The organism is Cellvibrio sp. UBA7671 (assembly GCA_002483145.1).
Classification (GTDB): Bacteria; Pseudomonadota; Gammaproteobacteria; order Pseudomonadales; family Cellvibrionaceae; genus Cellvibrio; species Cellvibrio fibrivorans.
Genome location: DLHJ01000005.1, coordinates 80,387 through 98,961, shown reverse-complemented (window position 1 = coordinate 98,961; position 18,575 = coordinate 80,387). Strand labels below are relative to the sequence as shown.

The following is an 18,575-nucleotide window of genomic DNA, read 5'->3' as shown; positions in this document are numbered from 1 at the left end:
AAAATTGCCTCGAATCTATCGAGGCAATATCAAAAAAGTTTGATATAGAAAATTGGCGCGAATTCTAGCAGAAAACCCGCCTGCGGGGATGCGGCGGATCGGGATTTATCGGTTATAAGCGGAGTCGGGCGAATAGACCAATCCGCTTAAGAGTTTAGTCGGGATTGGTCGTGGGGCGAGCTGGGGTAGCAGCTGTTAGCGGCTATTTTTCGATATGAACCAGCTTTTTGTCGGAGTCATTCTTCGCTACGTCATCCGGGCGGAGATTAATGAGTGCCAGCGCCGCAAAGAACGCAAAGCCGCATGCGGCCATCACGATAGAGTCAGGATACAAAGCGCCAAACAGCATGTTGGCGATGGCCAAGCTGATGTAGATGGTAATTCTCAGGTTTTTGGCATTGAGCAAAAAGTGATTGGATTCGCTCATGTTGAGCCTCCGGTTATACAAGGTGAGACGGATTCTTTAAGTGGTGCTGATTAAAGCATAGCTTGCTTAATGCAATCTTAAATGACAATTGTGACAAGTATCACATTTAATTGTTAAAGGATTGTTAATCCCAGATGAGTGGTTTCTCGCCAGCGGTGGGTGGTTGGTGGAAATAAGATTGAGTCTCAACATGCTCAGGATTTCGGCCGGTTATCGTTGCAGGCCTTGGCGCTATGGCGTCGATTGTAAATTACTTGTCTCTTTTACGGGGTTGCTAGTGCCTTGGCTACCGGCTTTGCAGTAGAATACCCGAGTAATTTAATCAGGTATTAGGTATTTACAGAAAGGTTACTATGGTCAACGTCGATATCACCGAATCCGCCCAACAATATTTGAAAGAACTGCTGGATAAGCAGAAAGACAACGATGGCATTGGCATCCGTATGTTCGTGGCCAATCCGGGCACATCCAACGCAGAAACCTGCATTGCTTACTGCCGCCCCGGTGAAGAAAAAGAGGGTGATGTGATTGTCCCGCTCAATGGTTTTAATGCCTACTTTGAAGAGCGCAGCCTGCCGTTTTTGGAAGATGCAAAAGTCGATTATTCGGCAGATCGCATGGGTGGTCAGCTCACCATTCGCGCCCCCAACTCCAAAATGCCGCGCGTGACTGACGACAGCCCGCTGGAAGACCGTATCAACTATGTGTTGTATAACGATGTAAACCCAAGCCTTGCCTCCCACGGCGGCAACGTCAGTTTGGTGGAAGTGACTGAGGATATGATCGCCATCCTGAAATTTGGCGGCGGTTGCCAGGGTTGTGGTTCAGTAGCGATTACCTTGAAGCAGGGTATTGAAGTACAGTTGATGGATAAGTTGCCTGAATTAAAAGGCATCCGCGATGTGACCGACCATACGGATCGTTCAAACGCCTATATGTAATCCACCTCGATAGGATGCACAAAAAAATACCGCCCCTGATGTACTTGGGGGCGGTATTTTTTTGTCTTCAATTTGTAATTTAATCAAATTTCTTCGCGCCAAGGTTTTTGGGCGGAGTAGCTGGCGAGTTGTTGTTCAACAATGTTTAAAGGTAACTCTAGATTTTCAGCATCTTTTTTTGCTTTCTTTTGCCATTTTATGGCGGTTTTGAAATCACCATTTTCTGCGGCTACTGCCGCTTTTGTCTGAAAATAATTTTGTTTGTCTATGTAGTCATCAGTAACTGCATCAATGTAAGCTGATGCCAGCGAGCCATTACGTCGTTCTGCATCAGGATGAGTTGCAAGGATCCAGGCAAGGCGAACTTTTGCCGGTGCGTTACTCGTTGCCGCTTGCTTCAGCCAATAAAATGCTTTCTCCTCATTCTTCTCGAAATGAGCGCCACTGAAAGCTTCCAGTGCAAGCATATATTGCGCATCAGTAATTCCTTGTTTCGCAGCTTTTAATAGCCAAGCCATGCTTTGAATAGGATCTTGTTCGCACATATTCCCGTATAAAATATTACGGCCAAGAAAATAGCTGGCTGCGCCATTGCCCTTGTTTGCTGCGTTAACATACCACTCGTTTGGATTATCAATTAATTCATAATCTTTCCAGAATGAAGGTATGGCTTCGAGAAAGTAAGCGAAAGCAAGTTGATCAATAGCTGCACCTGATTGTGCTTTTTTCCGTAATTCATCTACGGTTTTTGTTAATTCTTTCTCATCTAGTTTTTGTCCGGTAAGATGAAAGTTGTGCCTGGTTTTATATCCATTAATGTCTATAGGTTTATTGTTTATTTTAGAGGGTTCGTACTGGAATTTACGCAACGCTTCAAGCGCCTTTTTTTCGAAAGATTTTGAAGGGGCATAATGTACGATGTGGTCGCGTGTAAATCCATATTTATCTATGGTGAAGACGACGTCTACAAAACCTGATTTTCCCATCCTTAGCATGTCTGAAGGGTATTCTGGAACCACTCTTTTGATGGCCCTGCGATCTTGTAATCCTGCGCTTTTGCCAATAAAAATTGGCGTTAGCTTTAATCTTATTGCTTCATTGCCATATTTTTTTAGCAGCTCCGCATGCTTTTCCTGTGCAATTTTTTTATCATTTTCATTAAGTTTGTTGAATATTTTTAGATGAATTCCATCTTGGTTGATGATAGGGCTTTGAGCCGCAAGTGCCATCCAGGCATAAGCGGTTGGGACGTCTTTTGTTACATGTTCGCCGCGGTAGTACATGGCCCCTATATTTTGCTGTGAATCATGGTCACCATATTCTGCCGCTTCAAAAAATTCCTTATATGCTTTTTCAAAATTTTTTGATTCATAGTGGGTCATACCTAGCTCAAAATTAGCATGAGTCTGCATGGAAAAGAAGGATAATGTTAGACCTGCGATTAGTAGTATTTTATGTGTAGTGTGCATTTGGTGCTCCTTATAATCACAGTGGCAGGTACTCGAGAGATTGAATTTCGACAGGCGCTAAATGGCTGACAATCTTTAAAGTGGTCGCATTGCTGAGCATATCGATATTAATTACTTCGCCGTTTAGTTTGGTAGTAATTTGACTATTGTCATTCCAACTCAATGTAATGGTGTTGGTCCTACTCCATGAAGCTTCTTTTTCAAAGTATTGAATCAGGTATTCAGAACGACTTTTTTTATAGTTAATGGAGCCTAAGTGTCCCGATGTACAATTTTCATCACTCAGCATCACGCGCGCTAATGCATAATTACTATGGCCGGGTTTGCCATTAAACAGTTGGAACTCTGCTCTGGCGTGCTGGGGCAAGCTAAACGTAATTTTTACAGTGCCCTGTTCTGCAGGGAGACGAGTTTCCCATGCGGAAATTTCAATTGGTGTGGCAATTGTGGTTGGTGGCGAAGAGATTGATGTGCAGGCTAATGAAAAGATGCACGCCGAGCTGAGGGTGAAAATTTTTAATAATCGATATGACATCATGGTTCCCTGTTGGTGTCTGAGAGGATGCGATCATACTCTCCCGCCTCCTTTATCATCAACAAGCCCTTATCCAATTGCTCCGCCAACCATCTTGCCCTTGGGCTTTTGTGTGAGAAAGCGACATACACATCGCCGTGATGATTTAAAAAGCGTTTATCGAAAATAGCGGCGTCTAATTTCATTTCTTTCAGGGCGTATTCTGCTTCGCGATCAAACATCACGGCGGCATCAATGCGTCCCTGTTTTAGCATACGAATAATTTGCGACTGTTGTGATACTTGTACTTCCGTAAAGCGGTGGCGGTGGTTTTCGTAAATATCGCCATATTCGTAATCGTGGATTACGCCGACGCGGAATTTGTCGGGTATGTCATTAATGGATTTTATTTTTGGATAAGTACCCGGAATAAAAAACCAGTAGGACTCCACCGCAAGCAGCGGGACCTTGCCAAAAATATACTTGTCTTTAGTGGTCGATTGCAGGGTGACGTTGTAGCCGCCGTCGATTTTTCCGGATTGTAAGTCGTGCAAAACCCGTGCGTAGGGCAATACCCGGAATGTCGGTGTGAGGTTGGTTTTGGCAAAAGCGGCCTTGATCAGATTGGTAGATACGCCTTGGCCTTGCGCGTTGGAATAGGGTGGCCAGGAATCTTCGGCACCCAGATGCACTCGAATTAAGTCTTCCGTTGACCCAGTTGCTGGCGGTTCAGCCTGTACCTGAATCGCCAGCAGGCACAGCAACAGCCATGCGATCGCCCGGGATTTACGCATTGGTTAACAACTCCTAACTTGGCATGGCTGGCAATATAGGTGGGAAAGACTAATCGCATTTAGTTATATGATCAATAAGGCAAGTGACGGTCACTTTTAGCTGCGGGTGATTTCGAAGGGAGTAAATATTTTCTCAAATGAGAATTATTATTATTGCAGATGATAATAGTTATCTATATTATGTGCGCCTAAATCCTCTTTGCGTATTGATACTATTACAAGGGCTTGTCATGACCATAATCAAATCTACCTCTTCACACATCGTTTCCAAAAAACGCGCTACCTCTGTGCAGTTGACCGCAACTGCTCTGTCATCTGCCATATTGTTGGCATCGGCAAGCACTATGGCGGCTGAAGAAGCGAAAGAAACCAAAACACTCAATACCGTTAAAGTTGAGGCGGATGCGATTGAATCAGCCTACAAAGCTGAAAAGGCCAGTTCTCCCAAATTTACCCAGCCCTTGGTGGATACTCCGCAAACCATCGTGGTTGTGAAAAAAGAGTTATTCCAGCAACAGGCTGCTACTACGCTGAGTGAAGCTCTGCGCAATACCCCCGGCATCACTATGTTGATGGGCGAGAATGGCAATACGGCCACTGGTGACTCTATCTTCATGCGCGGTTTTGATACCCAAGGCAGTATCTATGTAGATGGTATCCGCGATCTGGGCAGCATCAGCCGCGACACCTTTAATACCGAACAAGTAGAAATCGCTAAAGGTCCTGCTGGTGTGGATAACGGCCGCGGCGCAGCCTCGGGATATGTCAACCTCAGCTCAAAGTTGGCCAACCAGGAAGATGCCATTACCGGCAACGTGACCGGCGGGACTGCCGATTTCAAGCGCGCAACAGTGGACGTTAACCGCAGCATCACTGAGACATCGGCAATCCGCGTAAACCTGTTGAAGCAAGATGCCGGTGTTGATGGTCGCGATGAAGTAGAAAACAATTCTGAAGGCTTGGCATTATCGCTCGGTTTGGGCTTGGGAACTGAAACACGCACCTATGTGAATTTCCTGTCGATGGAGCAGTCAGGTGTTCCAGATGGTGGCGTCCCTACTATTGGTTTGGATGGGTACTACAGCAGTGTTTATGCTGGCCGCTTCCCGACCGGTGGTGGTCCTGATCTGTTGCCAGTGGATACTGAAAATTTCTATGGCTCTACCAGTGACCATAACGACGTCAATGCCAACATGACCACGGTGCGCATCGAGCACGATTTGGCGGACGGTGTAACTCTGCGCAATACCTCTCGCTATGGCCACACCAAGCAAGAGCAAGTATTGACCGGTGTAAATGCGTTGGTGATTCCTGCGGCGACCCAGGCCAATAGCGATACCTGGCAAGTGGCTCGCAGCCGCCAAGGTAAGGACCAATCCAATCAAATCCTCACCAACCAAACCAATCTGACGGCATCGTTTGATGCGGGTGGCGTAAAGCACGATCTCACTTCCGGTGTGGAATTTATTTACGAAAGCCAATTGAACTACACCATGGGGATTCCATTTGTATCGCCCACATCTTCAACCACGCTGACGCAAGCAAGTGCAAACCTTTATAACCCCAGCACGGCCGATGTGTTCCAGCCGCTGGTGCGCACGGGTGCTAAAACTGACGGTGAAACCACCACCTATGGCGTTTATGCGTTGGATACCATTACTTTGAATCCACAATGGGAGGTCAGTGTCGGACTGCGTGCTGACCGTTTCCATACCAAAACCGATACCACTACCCGCCAGGCAGCCGTCACTGCACCTGCACTACAACTTATTCCGGTAGGCACCTTGCTTGCGCGCGATGCCCATGTGACTGATGAGTTGCTGAGCTGGAAATTAGGCGGCGTATATAAACCAACTGATACTGGTTCGATTTATGTTTCCTACGCGACCTCTGAGTTACCGCCGGGAGGCTCCAACTTTGCGTTGAATACTGATCCTGCAACGCAAGCCGCAGGTAGCAATATCAACAACCCCAACCTTGATCCTCAAAAAGGAACCAATTTGGAGTTGGGTACCAAGTGGAATTTGTTGAATGACAGTTTGTTCTTTACTGCTGCTGCATTTAAAAGTACGAACGAAAATGAAATCGCTACCAATGCCGATGGTTCATCAACTGCGGTAGGTGAAAAGCAGGTAGAGGGTGTTGAATTCGCGTTAATAGGTGCCTTGACCAAAGCATGGCAATTGAATGCGGGTATCGCTTTTATGGATACTGAAATTGTGCGCGGTAACCGCACTGCAGCAAATAATGGTGCAACTAATAATGAAGGCGGTGTAATTCAATGGTCTCCTGAAGTGACTTTCACTTTATGGAACACCTACACCTTTGAAAATGGTTTGGTAATTGGCGGTGGAGCGCGCTTTGTTGACACCATGGCTAGCTCCAGCCTGACCAAAGCAGAAGCGCAAGCGCTGCGTTCCGTATTGGAATTTGGTGATTATTGGGTGTTTGATGCAATGGCCTCTTACCCAATCAACAAAAACCTCAGCGTGCAGTTAAACGTGCTTAACTTAACTGACGAAGAATATATAGGCAGCTTGAACAATGCGGGTTCACGTTATTACCCTGGTGCGCCTTTGTCTGCGCGCTTGGGCGTAAACTTCGCGTTTTAATTAATCGACATAACCGCGAATGCAGGGGCGCAATTTATTGCGCCCCTTATTTATTTGGTGATAAACAGGGCGCGATAAACCTTATCTCTACGAGAAAATTATGCTAATCCATATCCCACAATTACTCAGCAAGCAACAAGTTGCGGAATGTCGTGCACGTTTGAATCAAGCTCAATGGGTTGATGGTAAGGCGACGGTGGGCGTGCAGGGCGCGCAAGTCAAACGTAATCGCCAGCTGGCGGTGGATAATCCTGTTGCGCGCGAGTTAGGTGAAATTATTTTAACGGCACTTTATGCCAATCCGCTGTTTATGTCTGCAGCCTTGCCATTGCGTGTAGTCCCACCATTATTTAACGCTTATTCCGGTGGTGAGCATTATGGTTTTCATGTCGATGGTGCAATTCGCTTAGTGCCCGGCAGCAATTTAAGTTTGCGCACTGATGTTTCTTCCACGTTGTTTTTATGCGAGCCGGAAGAGTACGAAGGCGGTGAATTAATTGTGCAGGATACTTACGGCAGTCACGAAGTAAAATTGCCCGCCGGCGATTTAATTTTATATCCCTCCACCAGTTTGCATCAGGTTGCGCCTGTTACCCACGGCGAGCGCGTATGCAGTTTTTTTTGGACGCAAAGCATGGTGCGCGATGATTGGCAGCGCAATTTATTACATGAACTGGATTGCAATATTCAATCGCTGCGCCAAAAAGTGGGCGACACAGAAGAGCTGGTTGGCCTCACTGGCCACTATCACAATTTATTGCGGCAGTGGGCGCAAGTTTGACGCGCGGAATTGTGCAATAACTGTTAATTCCCACTGCTTTTTTCTAGTTCCATCACATGTGCAGGTTATACTCGCCGCCACAATTAGCGCGCCAGTTTAACTGGCGTTTCTTGATGATGGGTCTAGCGGTATAACACTATGAATCTGCCTGTTTCCAAACACCGTTTTTTTCACTCCCGAACGGGTGCAATTGCATTACTGGTTTCTGTACTGATTCTTGCTGGCCTGCTATGGCGCAGTGTGTTTTATGATGAAGAAACCGAAATTGTTTATACAACCGAATTGGTTGCGCGTGGAGACATCGAAAACCTGGTTACGGCAACTGGCACTTTGCAACCGCAGGATTATGTCGATGTAGGCGCACAGGTATCTGGCCAGCTAAAAAAATTACATGTCGAAGTCGGTACGGAAGTAAAAGCAGGTGATCTTCTCGCTGAAATTGATGCAACGGTTTACGCCGCTAAAGTGGATGCAACCCGAGCGCAATTGCGCAATCAGCAAGCCCAATTGCAAGAGCGTGAAGCGCAACTCGCATTAACGCAGATAAATTTCAAACGCCAGAAAAATCTCATGCTGGAAGATGCTACAACAACGGAAGCGGTTGAGGTGGCTGAGGCCAATTTAAAATCAGCGCAAGCCCAGCTCAAATCCCTGCAGGCACAAATTCAACAAACCGAATCGACCTTGCGTGTTGAGGCGGCGAATTTGAATTATGCGCGCATTTATTCGCCTATAGATGGCACGGTGGTTTCCATCACCTCGCGTCAGGGGCAAACACTCAATACCAATCAAATGGCGCCGACCATTATGCGTATTGCTGACTTGTCTACCATGACGGTGCAAACGCAAGTGTCAGAGGCGGATATCGGAAAATTGCGTGTTGAAATGCCGGTGTATTTCACGACGCTGGGCAGTCAGGGGCGTCGCTGGTACAGCAAGATTAATCGCATACAGCCTACGCCGGAAGTTCTCAATAACGTGATTTTGTACAACGCGTTATTTGATGTTCCCAACGAAAGCCGTGTATTGATGACGCAGATGAGCACGCAAGTCTTTTTTATCGAATCCCAAGCGAAAGATGTGTTGTTGGTGCCTATGTCTGCGGTGAGTTTTGCATCGCCGCGAGGAGATCGTCCGCAAAGCCAGAGTCCGAAGGGCGATCAAGCAAATGCACCGCCACCAACGGAAGAACAAAAAGCTGAGTGGAAAAAGCGTCGCGACGAAACAAAAGGAAGCGTAGATAAATCTGCACACCGCCCACGCCCCGCCATGGTTAAAGTAATGGGCGAAGATGGCGATATTGAAGAGCGCAAAGTATTGGTAGGTGTCACTAACCGAGTGCAAGCGCAAATCATTGAAGGTTTGAACGAGGGTGAAAAAGTGGTGAGCGGAAGTTCGCGCCCAAGCCAACAAAAGCCGGTCGCTGGTATGGGAATGGGTGGCCCTGGCATGGGCATGGGTAGACGTTAATGAACGCTGTTAAACCTATTAAGCCGCTAATCAAATTATCTGGCGTTACCAAAACGTTTCGTAACGGTGAAATTGCAACGCAAGTGTTGCATGGCATAGATCTTGAAATTTACCCCGGCGAGTTTGTCGCAATTATGGGACAGTCGGGATCAGGGAAATCCACCCTGATGAATATTCTCGGTTGCCTTGATCGTGCGACGACTGGTGATTATTTATTTAATGGTACCAGCGTTGCGACTCTCGATACTGACGGGCTCGCGCAGTTGCGGCGTGAAGCATTTGGTTTTGTGTTTCAAAGTTATAACTTGCTCGCTGGTGCAACGGCCTGCGAGAACGTGGAAATGCCAGCGACCTATTCAGGGATGAGTCCTGAAGCGCGCCGCGCACGCTCAACCGAATTGCTAAGCTCGCTCGGTTTGCAAGAGCGCTTGCATCATCGCCCCAATCAATTATCCGGGGGCCAACAACAGCGCGTTTCTATCGCCCGTGCACTTATGAACGGCGGGCAAATTATTCTTGCTGATGAGCCGACTGGCGCGCTCGATAGCCACAGCGGTAAAGAAGTGATGCGTTTGCTAAAAGAATTATCGGCGCAAGGTCACACTATTATTCTTATTACCCACGATGCAGAAGTTGCACATCATGCCCAGCGGTTGATTGAGATTCGCGACGGTAAAATTATTGCTGATCCTGGTCCCGCTATTCCAACGCAATTGCCAGCAGAAGAGCATGCGTTGCACGGCGCACCAAAAGTTAAAACAGAAATTCTGGAAGCGACCAAAACCGCATTCCGTTCATTGCGCAGCAATATTTTCCGGACAGTGCTGACGCTGCTCGGAATCGTTATTGGTGTGGCCTCGGTCATTAGTATGCTGGCGATTGGCGATGGTGCAAAAAAATCGGTAGTGGATAGCATCAGCGCTATGGGCAGCAATTTATTGTTGGTGCGTCCCGGTGGTCCAACGCAGCGTTTTCGCTGGGACTCGGTAACGCTGGTGCCGGAAGATGTGGATGCAATTGCAACCTTGCCACATGTTGCGGCTGCATTACCTGAGTTGAATGGCAGTTTCACTTTGCGTTACGGCAATATTGATCACTCAACTGAAATCAGTGCAACCGCTGCGCAATTTCCCATGGCGCGCAAATGGGATGTGGCGCAAGGGACTTTTTTTACCGATGAAGACAATAAAAATTACGCAACGGTGGTGGTGTTAGGTAAAACCGTTGCCACAAAATTATTTGCCGATAAAAATCCACTCGGTGAATTTATCATTATTAATAACGTGCTCTTCCAGGTTATCGGCGTAATGAGCGAACGCGGTGCTGACCCGGGCGGGCAAGATCAGGACGATAAAGTCTTTGTTCCCTTCAATACGGGTAGCTTGCGGGTGATAGGCCAGCGATACCTGCGCAATATTACTATTTCGGTCGATGACGAAAAAAATATGGAAGAAGTGCAAACCCGTGTCCATGCCTTGATGATGGAGCGACACGGTACGGAAGATTTTCAGATTCGCAGCATGTCATCGTTAATCGATATGGTTTCTGAAACCCAAAATACCATGACCTTTTTGCTCGGCTCCATCGCAGCAATTTCACTGTTGGTGGGTGGTATTGGGGTGATGAATATCATGCTGGTGAGCGTGACCGAGCGAACGCGCGAGATTGGTGTGCGCATGGCAACTGGCGCGCGCACGCGCAACATCATGCAACAGTTTTTAATTGAAGCCTTGGTTGTTTCTGCACTTGGCGGTGTGATTGGTGTGGTCATAGGTTTGGGTACGGCCATGTTAATTGCCAATTTTGGCACGCCGGTAGCGTATTCATTTGGGCCGGTGATTATGGCATTTAGCTGTGCATTCTTAACGGGTTTGTTATTTGGTTATTTGCCTGCGCGCAAAGCGGCTCGTCTCGATCCGGTTGCAGCCTTGGCGACGGAGTAATAGTTATGCAATTTCACTTAAAAGCACTCGTGTTTAAACAATTGCCGCTGGTGATCGCATCACTCTTCATTGCAGCTTGCACATCCACAGCAGTGCCAAAACCGGATGTCAATTATGCTGGCAATTATTCTGTAGCTTCTCCGCAATCCGATATCGAAACCATTGCAGTAGATTCACATTGGTGGCAGTCATTTCAATCAGCGGCGTTAAATGAGTTGATGCAAGCCGCGCAGCAACAAAGTCCGGATTTATTAATTTCGGCAGAGCGCGTAAAGCAAGCTGAATTGCAAATGCGTATTGCCAATGCGAGTTTGTTTCCCTCGCTCAGCGCCAGTGCCTCCAGCGGTGAATCCCGCTCCACCCCGGATGGCGGTAGCAATACCCGCAGTGAGTCTACTCGTATCGGTGCCAATATCAGTTATGAGGTGGATTTATGGGGCGGTATCGCGGCTGAACGTGCATCTGCAAAGGCTGGTTATGACGCAACACGTTACGATCAGGATGCTGCAACCCTCAGTATCAAAGCGGCTATTGCCAGCGGCTGGTTCCAGTGGCTCGCGTTGCAGGAGCGTATTGCAACGGCGCATAAAAATATTGCCATCGCTGAACGTGTGCAAAAAATTGTGGATGCACGTTATAACAACGGTGCCGCAACTGCAGCGGATGTTGCGCAACAGAAAACCAATTTACTGACCCAGCGCTCTTCGCTGTTGCCATTGGAGTTGCAAGCGCGTCAAACCCAATCGGCATTGGCAATTTTGTTGGGGAAAACGCCACAGGAATTTTCACTCGCAGCAGAAAACTTGTTAGCTATGCAAGTGCCGCAAATTGCAGCGGGCACTCCGACAGATCTGGTGGCGCGTCGCCCGGATTTGGCGGCGAGTGAGGCGGATTTGCGTGCGGCTAATGCCAATATCCATGCTGCACGTGCGGCGTTATTGCCGGGTATTAGCCTGGGCGCCAACGCGGGTAAATCTGCCAGTGAGCTATTCAGTTTGAATCCGGCAACCCAGACATCCGGATGGACATTGTCGCTTGCGCAAACCCTGTTTAACGGTGGGCGCCTGGTCAATCAAAAACGTTTGACTGAAGCGCGCCAGAGCGAATTGTTGTTGCAATATCACAAGGCCATTTTGACGGCCTTGCAAGAGGTGGATAACGCACTGGTGACAGCCGATATCAGCCAGCGCCAGGAAACCAGCCAACAGGAAATTGTTGCCAATGCCGAGCGCAGCTTGCGTTTAACGGAAGCGCGTTACCGGGCGGGCACCGACGATTTGTTATCGCTGCTGGATGCGCAGCGCAGTTTATTTCAGGTACAAGATTCATTGGTGCAGCAGCGGTTGTCGCGTTTGAATGCCGCCGTAGATTTGTATAAAGCGCTCGGCGGTGGTTGGCAGTTGGCGCAGCAAGATACCGAATAAATAAATTAAACAATAAAAAAAAACAAAAGACCGTGTTAAACATTCACTCTTTTTTTACTGGCATGGGGACATAAAGTGCGCAACGTTTTATTCCAGATTCACTGGTTCTTGGGGATTACCGCCGGCGTGGTGTTGGCAGTTGTGGGTCTCACTGGTGGTTTGATGAGTTTTGAGCGGCAGATAATGGATGCTATCAGTCCATCTATTGTGCGTGTGGAAGTGCGTGGTGAACGTTTAACACCGGATGCCATTGCTGAGCGTTTTCGTGCGCAGCGCGATGGTGCACGTGTTGAGCAAATTACGCTCTGGCCTGAAGCAGATCGCAGTGCATTGATTCGTGTTGCGCCGCCGCCGGGTGAGCGTCGTGGTGAGGCTGTTTATATCAATCCTTACAGCGGTGAATTGCTGGGAAAGATAAACGGCGAGCAATTTTTTCGCACTGTGCGTTCTTTGCATCGTTGGCTATTAATTCCATCGGAAGAGGGCGGTATTAATATCGGCCGCCAAATCACCGGTTTCAGTGCCTTTGCACTAGTGTTTTTTGCGTTATCGGGGCTGTATTTGCGTTGGCCACGCCGCGCGCTCAACTGGCGTAACTGGTTCCGTATCGATTTCACTTTGAAAGGGCGCAATTTTTACTGGGCATTGCATTCGGTGATAGGTACCTGGATGATCCTGATGTATTTGCTGATGGCGTTAACCGGTCTGACCTGGTCTTACAGCTGGTTTAAAAATGGTGCGTCAATCGCATTAACGGGTGAGCCAGTGCAAGAGCGGCGCGGTGGCCCTGGCGGTCCAGGCGGTCCAGGTGGGCGCGAAGGTCGTGGCGGTATGGGCAATATGCAGCAAGAACATTCAGCTCCAGTTTCTGTGGATCTTGCATGGGCAACTTTTGCAACGGAAGCGGCTAATAATTTTAAATTTGCGAGCATCAGTTTTCCGCGTTCTGAAAAAGATCCGGTGATGATTAATTATGTCACTCCCGATGCGACTAATGATCGTCAACGTAGTTCCATGACCATCAATGCAGCATCTGGTGAGCTGATAAGTGATCAGCCTTATAAGCCGCTAGAACCTTTGGGTAAGCGCATCATGCAAGGCATTTATGAATTGCATACCGGTGAATGGTTTGGTACGCCGGGTTTGATTATCAATATGACTGCATCGCTATTGATGCCATTATTTACTATCACCGGTTTCCTTTTATATTTCGATCGTCGCAAGAAGAAGCGCAAAAGTAAGACTGCTGCGGTCGGAATTTCCAATGCACATACCGATGCGGATTACTGGATTGTTTACGCCAGCCAAACAGGTACTGCAGAGCAGCTTGCTTGGAATACGGCCACGATTTTGCAATCTGGTGGTATTAAGGCGAGCGTAAAAAATATTGCAGCTTTGGATAAGAGCACACTCGAATCGGCGAAAAAAATGTTGTTCCTGGTATCGACCTTTGGTGAAGGCGAAGCACCGGATTCTGCGCGCGGATTTGCCCGGAAATTGTTGAAGTCATCACTTGGTTTAAGCCAATTGCAGTTCGCTGTGCTAGGGCTGGGCGATAAACGTTACGACGATTATTGCGCGTTTGCAGAGCAAGTTGAAAGCTGGTTACAAGCCAGTGGCGCCACCCCCTTGTTTGCTCGTATCAATGTCGATAATGGCAATGAGCAAGCGATAAACGCCTGGCAAAAAACCATTGCCGATATCAGTGGTGTAGCAAATGTTCCTGCATTTGCAGCGCCTGAATACGAAGAATGGCGTTTGCAAAAACGGCAACTGATTAATGAAGGTAGCCTTGGTACGGGAATTTACTGTGTGAGTTTGCAGCCGCAGAAACCCGGTACTGCTCATTGGCAAGCAGGCGATATCCTTGAAATTAAACCGCAGAATAATCCCGCTTTACCACATCGCGAATATTCCATTGCGTCTTTGACAACCGATGGTCGATTGGATTTAGTAGTGCGCCAGACATTTGCTGAAAATGGCGAGCTTGGTTTGGGCTCTGGCTGGTTGACTGCCACTGCGGAAGAAAACGGTGTAGTGCTTGCGCGCATTCGTTCCAATCCTTCTTTCCATGCGCCATTATCAAGTTGCCCGATGATTCTGATTGGCGCGGGCACGGGTATTGCGGGTTTGCGCGCACATCTACATGAACGCTATATCAAAGACGTGCAAGAAAATTGGTTGATATTTGGTGAGCGTCAGCGCAGCAAAGATCGTCTTTTTGCCGCTGAATTGGATGCATGGCAGCAATCGGGTTTTCTTACCGAATTGGATGAAGTTTATTCGCGTGATGGTGAAGGTTATGTGCAAAATGTATTGAAATCCAAACAGCAACAGTTGTGCGAGTGGCTGGATCGCGGAGCGGCTATTTATGTGTGCGGCGGTGTGGCAATGGGCACCGGCGTGCATCAGGTGCTGGTTGAAATATTGGGTGAAAATGATTTGCAACAATTGATCGAAACCCATCGTTATCGCCGCGACGTTTATTGATTAGTGGTATCAATCGCAGCTGACAAAAAAGCCCTCTACCGTGAGGGCTTTTTTTTATCCGTTCCCTATCCCACAGAAGGAAAGGTTTAAAACAACTAGGATTGCCGGATATTTGCAAATCCATACCTCAAAAAATCGTTGTTATTGAAGGGAGACGTTAATGAAAACCACGGTTGCAGTATTGTTTGGTGAATCGTCGATCATGGCGCGCAGCCTATTATTCGGTGCGATGATTTTTGGTAGCCAGCCTGTTGTCGCCGAACTTAATTGGATCTCGGCGAGTTGGGATAATGATGTTATGGCAGGCAAAGATGGAGGAGGCTATACCAACGGGATCTATTTTTCCTGGCGCCAGCGCAATGAAACAGGCGAGGACTTTACCAAGCCGCCGCTACTGACATTACCTTTGGCATGGATGCTCGAAGAGGATCCTACCTACACTTATAAAGTGCATTCCATTGGGCAGGCAATGGTGACTCCTGATGATATTACGAAGGAGATTCCCGATCCTGCAGATGCACCCTACGCGGGCCTACTCTATTGGCGCGCTTCGTATGTGGTGGTTAAAGATGATTTTGCCGATCATGTTGCGACCTTGGTGGGCATTGTGGGGCCGTCGTCTGGTGCTGAGGAGGTGCAGAAATTCGTCCATAAAGTCGTAGATGCCGACAAGCCCAGAGGCTGGGACTATCAACTCGATGATGAATTTGTCTGGCAGTTACAGCGTACTGCGGTGTGGCGTTTCTCGACGGAAGATTCAAGTCCGGTTGACGCGGTGTTGTTAGCAGATGTTGCGGTTGGGAATCTGGAATCGCTCGCAGGTGCAGGAGTTTTCTTGCGTGTCGGCAGCGACCTCGCACGGAGCTATTCAACGATGGGTTTTTTATCCAGCCGCATCAGCACACCCATTGCTGCTTCTGAAGGTTGGTATGCCTATCTGGGAGGAACAGGCAATTATGTGCACAACCAAATTCTGGTTGACGGTAATGAGTTTGGTAGAACGGCATCTAAAGGTCTGGAGCATTATCAATATTCGTTAATGGCCGGTTTTACCTATGCATGGGAGCGTGCAAGCATTGGTTTGTCCTACCAGTCGGATACTGAGCCAAACAAAAGCCAAACTGCCAGAAAGAATTTTGGAGCTATCACCTTAGCCTTGCGAATCTAAAATTATCGAGTCAAATACTGGAAATGGCATTTTTTGTGCTGTATGCCTGATGTCTTGATAATTTTACGGTTCTGGTTGATATGTTTTTTATCCTTTCTTATTTTGCCCGGCTGCAACCAGGCAAAATGATTCTCTGGTATTACCTGATCTGGTATTTCGTTACTGTCTATTTCCATTTTGATCCCAATCCCAAAATCTGGATTAATGCGCTGGGAATCAGTGTGGTGATTGGTATTGCCTTGATGTTGAGTGTCAGCAATGGCCAATCGCCCTTCGCAAATCCCTGGCAAACATTCCGGCTATTCTGGATGCCTTTTGCAGTATCGAGTTTTTCATCGCTTATCAAAGGGCAGGGGTATACGGTGATTTTTTCGCCTCACTTACGCGAAGTATTAATCGCCTTGGCTGCCTGTTTGCTGTTCACGCTATTCGTTGCGGCACTTAAATGGCGCAAACGCGGACTGATCTTGTCATCCCGCTAAGGTTGCCTCGGCTCCTCAAGCTCCCCTATACTCGCCGGCCCGCACAATCGTAGGTGTGGGATTTGGCTTTTCCATACTTGTTTACTCTCTTAAAATCACGTGACCTTTCGTAGGGGTCACCACTGAAAAAGGATACATCATGCCTGTTATTACTCTCCCCGACGGTTCCAAACGTCCGTTCGATAATCCCGTTTCCGTCTATGAAGTTGCTGCGTCTATCGGCGCTGGTTTGGCTAAAGCTACCCTTGGTGGCCGCGTTAACGGCCAGCGTGTTGATGCACATGACCTGATCACTGAAGATGCGGATCTGGTGATTTTCACTCCGAAAGACGAAGACGGTCTGGAAATTATTCGCCACTCCTGTGCGCACTTGCTCGGCCATGCGATTAAACAACTGTTTCCCGATGTGAAAATGGCTATTGGCCCAACCATCGATAACGGTTTTTATTACGACATCGACCTTGAGCAGAAGCTGACCGACGAGGACATCGCCCGTCTGGAAGCGCGCATGCTGGAATTGGCTAAAACCGAATACGACGTAGTGAAAAAGAAAGTCAGCTGGCAAGAAGCCTATGACGTTTTCACAGCGCGCGGCGAGACTTACAAGCTGGAAATCCTGGACCGCGACGTGCCTAAAAATGCAACGCCGGGTCTATATCACCACGAAGAATACGTTGACATGTGTCGTGGTCCGCACGTGCCCAACATGCGTTTCTGCCTGAACTTTAAATTGATGCGTACTTCTGGCGCCTACTGGCGCGGCGACTCCAACAATAAAATGTTGCAGCGCATCTACGGCACCGCGTTTGCGGATGCCAAGCAACTTAAAGCCTATTTGAATCTGCTGGAAGAAGCAGCTAAACGCGACCATCGCAAACTGGCGAAGAAATTTGATTTGTTCCACCTGCAAGATGAAGCACCGGGCATGGTGTTCTGGCATCCCAAAGGTTGGACGCTGTGGCAACAGATCGAACAGTACATGCGTGCCAAGCAAAACGAGTGGGGCTATCAGGAAGTCAGAACGCCGCTGATTATGGATCGCACCCTATGGGAAAAATCCGGCCACTGGGAAAACTATCGCGACAACATGTTTACAACTGAGTCGGAAAAACGTGACTTTGCGGTCAAGCCGATGAATTGTCCCGGCCATATCCAGATTTTCAACCACGGCCTGCGTTCGCACAAAGATTTGCCGTTGCGTTTGGCGGAATTTGGTTCCTGCCATCGCAATGAAGCGTCAGGTGCGTTGCACGGCATTATGCGTGTGCGCGGTTTTGTGCAGGATGATGCGCATATCTTTTGTACCGAAGAACAGGTGGTCGGTGAAGTTGCCTCTTTTAACCAGATGCTCAAGTCTATCTATGACGACTTCGGTTTTACCGATATCGCGGTAAAACTCTCTTTGCGTCCAGAAAAATACGCCGGCACCCTGGAAACCTGGAATAAGGCGGAAGAGGGGTTGCGCACAGCGCTGCGGGCTGCTGGTCTGGAATGGGAAGAGTTGCCAGGTGAGGGTGCGTTTTACGGTCCGAAGATCGAATACCAGATTAAGGATGCGCTGGGCCGTTCATGGCAGTGCGGCACTATCCAACTTGACTATGTACTGCCCGAGCGTCTGGATGCGGAATATGTCGCTGAAGATAATGTGCGCAAGCGTCCGGTGATGCTGCATCGTGCTATCCTCGGCTCCTTCGAAAGGTTCCTCGGAATCCTGATCGAACATTACGAAGGGTCTTTCCCGGTGTGGTTGGCGCCAGCCCAGGTTGCGGTCATGAATATCACCGATAACCAGGCTGATTACGTCAAATTAGTGGAAAAAACCCTGCGCGAAAAAGGCATTCGTGTAATTCCGGACTTGAGAAACGAGAAGATCGGCTTTAAAATCCGCGAGCACACAATTCAGCGGGTACCCTACCTGCTCGTCATTGGCGATAAAGAAGTTGAAAATCAATCACTTGCGATTCGCACAAGGGACGGACAAGATTTGGGTGTAATGAATCTGGAAGCTTTCATCGCGCACTTGACCGCCGATATAGCGCGTCGAGGTCGAAATATTTCTG

The 18,575-nt window shown here is 48.1% G+C and carries 14 protein-coding genes; 10 read left to right on the top strand and 4 right to left on the bottom strand.

Annotated features, from left to right (window positions below; all coding sequences use genetic code 11):
• Positions 1 to 202: 202 nt before the first annotated feature.
• Positions 203 to 427, bottom strand: a complete 225-nt coding sequence (locus tag B4E62_RS06785; RefSeq protein WP_310073824.1) for a hypothetical protein — start codon at positions 425 to 427, stop codon at positions 203 to 205.
• Positions 428 to 780: 353 nt separating this feature from the next.
• Here B4E62_RS06785 and nfuA point away from each other — a divergent pair, with 353 nt between their 5' ends.
• The gene (nfuA, locus tag B4E62_RS06780) at positions 781 to 1,368 is read left to right on the top strand and encodes a Fe-S biogenesis protein NfuA (protein ID WP_310073826.1); all 588 of its coding nucleotides are present in this window, start codon (positions 781 to 783) and stop codon (positions 1,366 to 1,368) included.
• A gap of 83 nt (positions 1,369 to 1,451) precedes the next feature.
• Here the strand turns inward: nfuA and B4E62_RS06775 are convergent, their stop codons facing one another.
• Genes B4E62_RS06775 through B4E62_RS06765 form a run of 3 tightly spaced genes read right to left on the bottom strand, consistent with a single transcriptional unit; the run spans position 1,452 to position 4,145 of the window.
• A complete protein-coding gene (locus B4E62_RS06775; RefSeq protein ID WP_331351563.1) occupies positions 1,452 to 2,837 on the bottom strand; it encodes a TonB family protein in 1,386 nt (461 codons plus the stop codon).
• A gap of 16 nt (positions 2,838 to 2,853) precedes the next feature.
• Entirely contained in the window at positions 2,854 to 3,375 is a 522-nt protein-coding gene (locus B4E62_RS06770; protein WP_331351562.1) for a hypothetical protein, read from the bottom strand.
• Positions 3,372 to 4,145, bottom strand: coding sequence for a transporter substrate-binding domain-containing protein (locus B4E62_RS06765; protein ID WP_331351561.1), 774 nt, complete (start codon positions 4,143 to 4,145; stop codon positions 3,372 to 3,374). The genes B4E62_RS06770 and B4E62_RS06765 overlap by 4 nt, the downstream gene beginning before the upstream one ends.
• Positions 4,146 to 4,375: 230 nt before the next feature.
• On the opposite strand from B4E62_RS06765, the gene B4E62_RS06760 reads away from it, so the two are divergent.
• From B4E62_RS06760 to thrS, 9 genes are all read left to right on the top strand, one after another.
• Positions 4,376 to 6,757 (top strand): catecholate siderophore receptor Fiu, encoded by a 2,382-nt coding sequence (locus B4E62_RS06760; RefSeq protein ID WP_331351560.1) that lies wholly within the window; start codon positions 4,376 to 4,378, stop codon positions 6,755 to 6,757.
• Between the two features lie 100 nt (positions 6,758 to 6,857).
• Positions 6,858 to 7,538: a Fe2+-dependent dioxygenase gene (locus B4E62_RS06755; RefSeq protein ID WP_331351559.1), complete on the top strand. Its 681-nt coding sequence runs from the start codon at positions 6,858 to 6,860 to the stop codon at positions 7,536 to 7,538.
• A 138-nt stretch (positions 7,539 to 7,676) separates the two neighbouring features.
• Positions 7,677 to 9,008, top strand: coding sequence for an efflux RND transporter periplasmic adaptor subunit (locus B4E62_RS06750; RefSeq protein WP_331351558.1), 1,332 nt, complete (start codon positions 7,677 to 7,679; stop codon positions 9,006 to 9,008).
• Complete coding sequence (locus B4E62_RS06745; protein ID WP_331351557.1) at positions 9,008 to 10,951, top strand: MacB family efflux pump subunit; 1,944 nt, start codon at positions 9,008 to 9,010, stop codon at positions 10,949 to 10,951. The genes B4E62_RS06750 and B4E62_RS06745 overlap by 1 nt, the downstream gene beginning before the upstream one ends.
• 5 nt (positions 10,952 to 10,956) lie before the next feature.
• Entirely contained in the window at positions 10,957 to 12,375 is a 1,419-nt protein-coding gene (locus B4E62_RS06740; protein WP_331351556.1) for an efflux transporter outer membrane subunit, read from the top strand.
• Positions 12,376 to 12,450: 75 nt separating this feature from the next.
• The gene (locus B4E62_RS06735; protein ID WP_331351555.1) at positions 12,451 to 14,865 is read left to right on the top strand and encodes a sulfite reductase flavoprotein subunit alpha; all 2,415 of its coding nucleotides are present in this window, start codon (positions 12,451 to 12,453) and stop codon (positions 14,863 to 14,865) included.
• Positions 14,866 to 15,025: 160 nt separating this feature from the next.
• A complete protein-coding gene (locus B4E62_RS06730; RefSeq protein ID WP_331351554.1) occupies positions 15,026 to 16,033 on the top strand; it encodes a lipid A deacylase LpxR family protein in 1,008 nt (335 codons plus the stop codon).
• Between the two features lie 80 nt (positions 16,034 to 16,113).
• Positions 16,114 to 16,515, top strand: a complete 402-nt coding sequence (locus B4E62_RS06725) for a hypothetical protein (RefSeq protein WP_331351553.1) — start codon at positions 16,114 to 16,116, stop codon at positions 16,513 to 16,515.
• Between the two features lie 139 nt (positions 16,516 to 16,654).
• Positions 16,655 to 18,575 (top strand): threonine--tRNA ligase (gene thrS, locus B4E62_RS06720; RefSeq protein WP_331351552.1); only part of this gene is annotated, 1,921 nt, incomplete at its 3' end.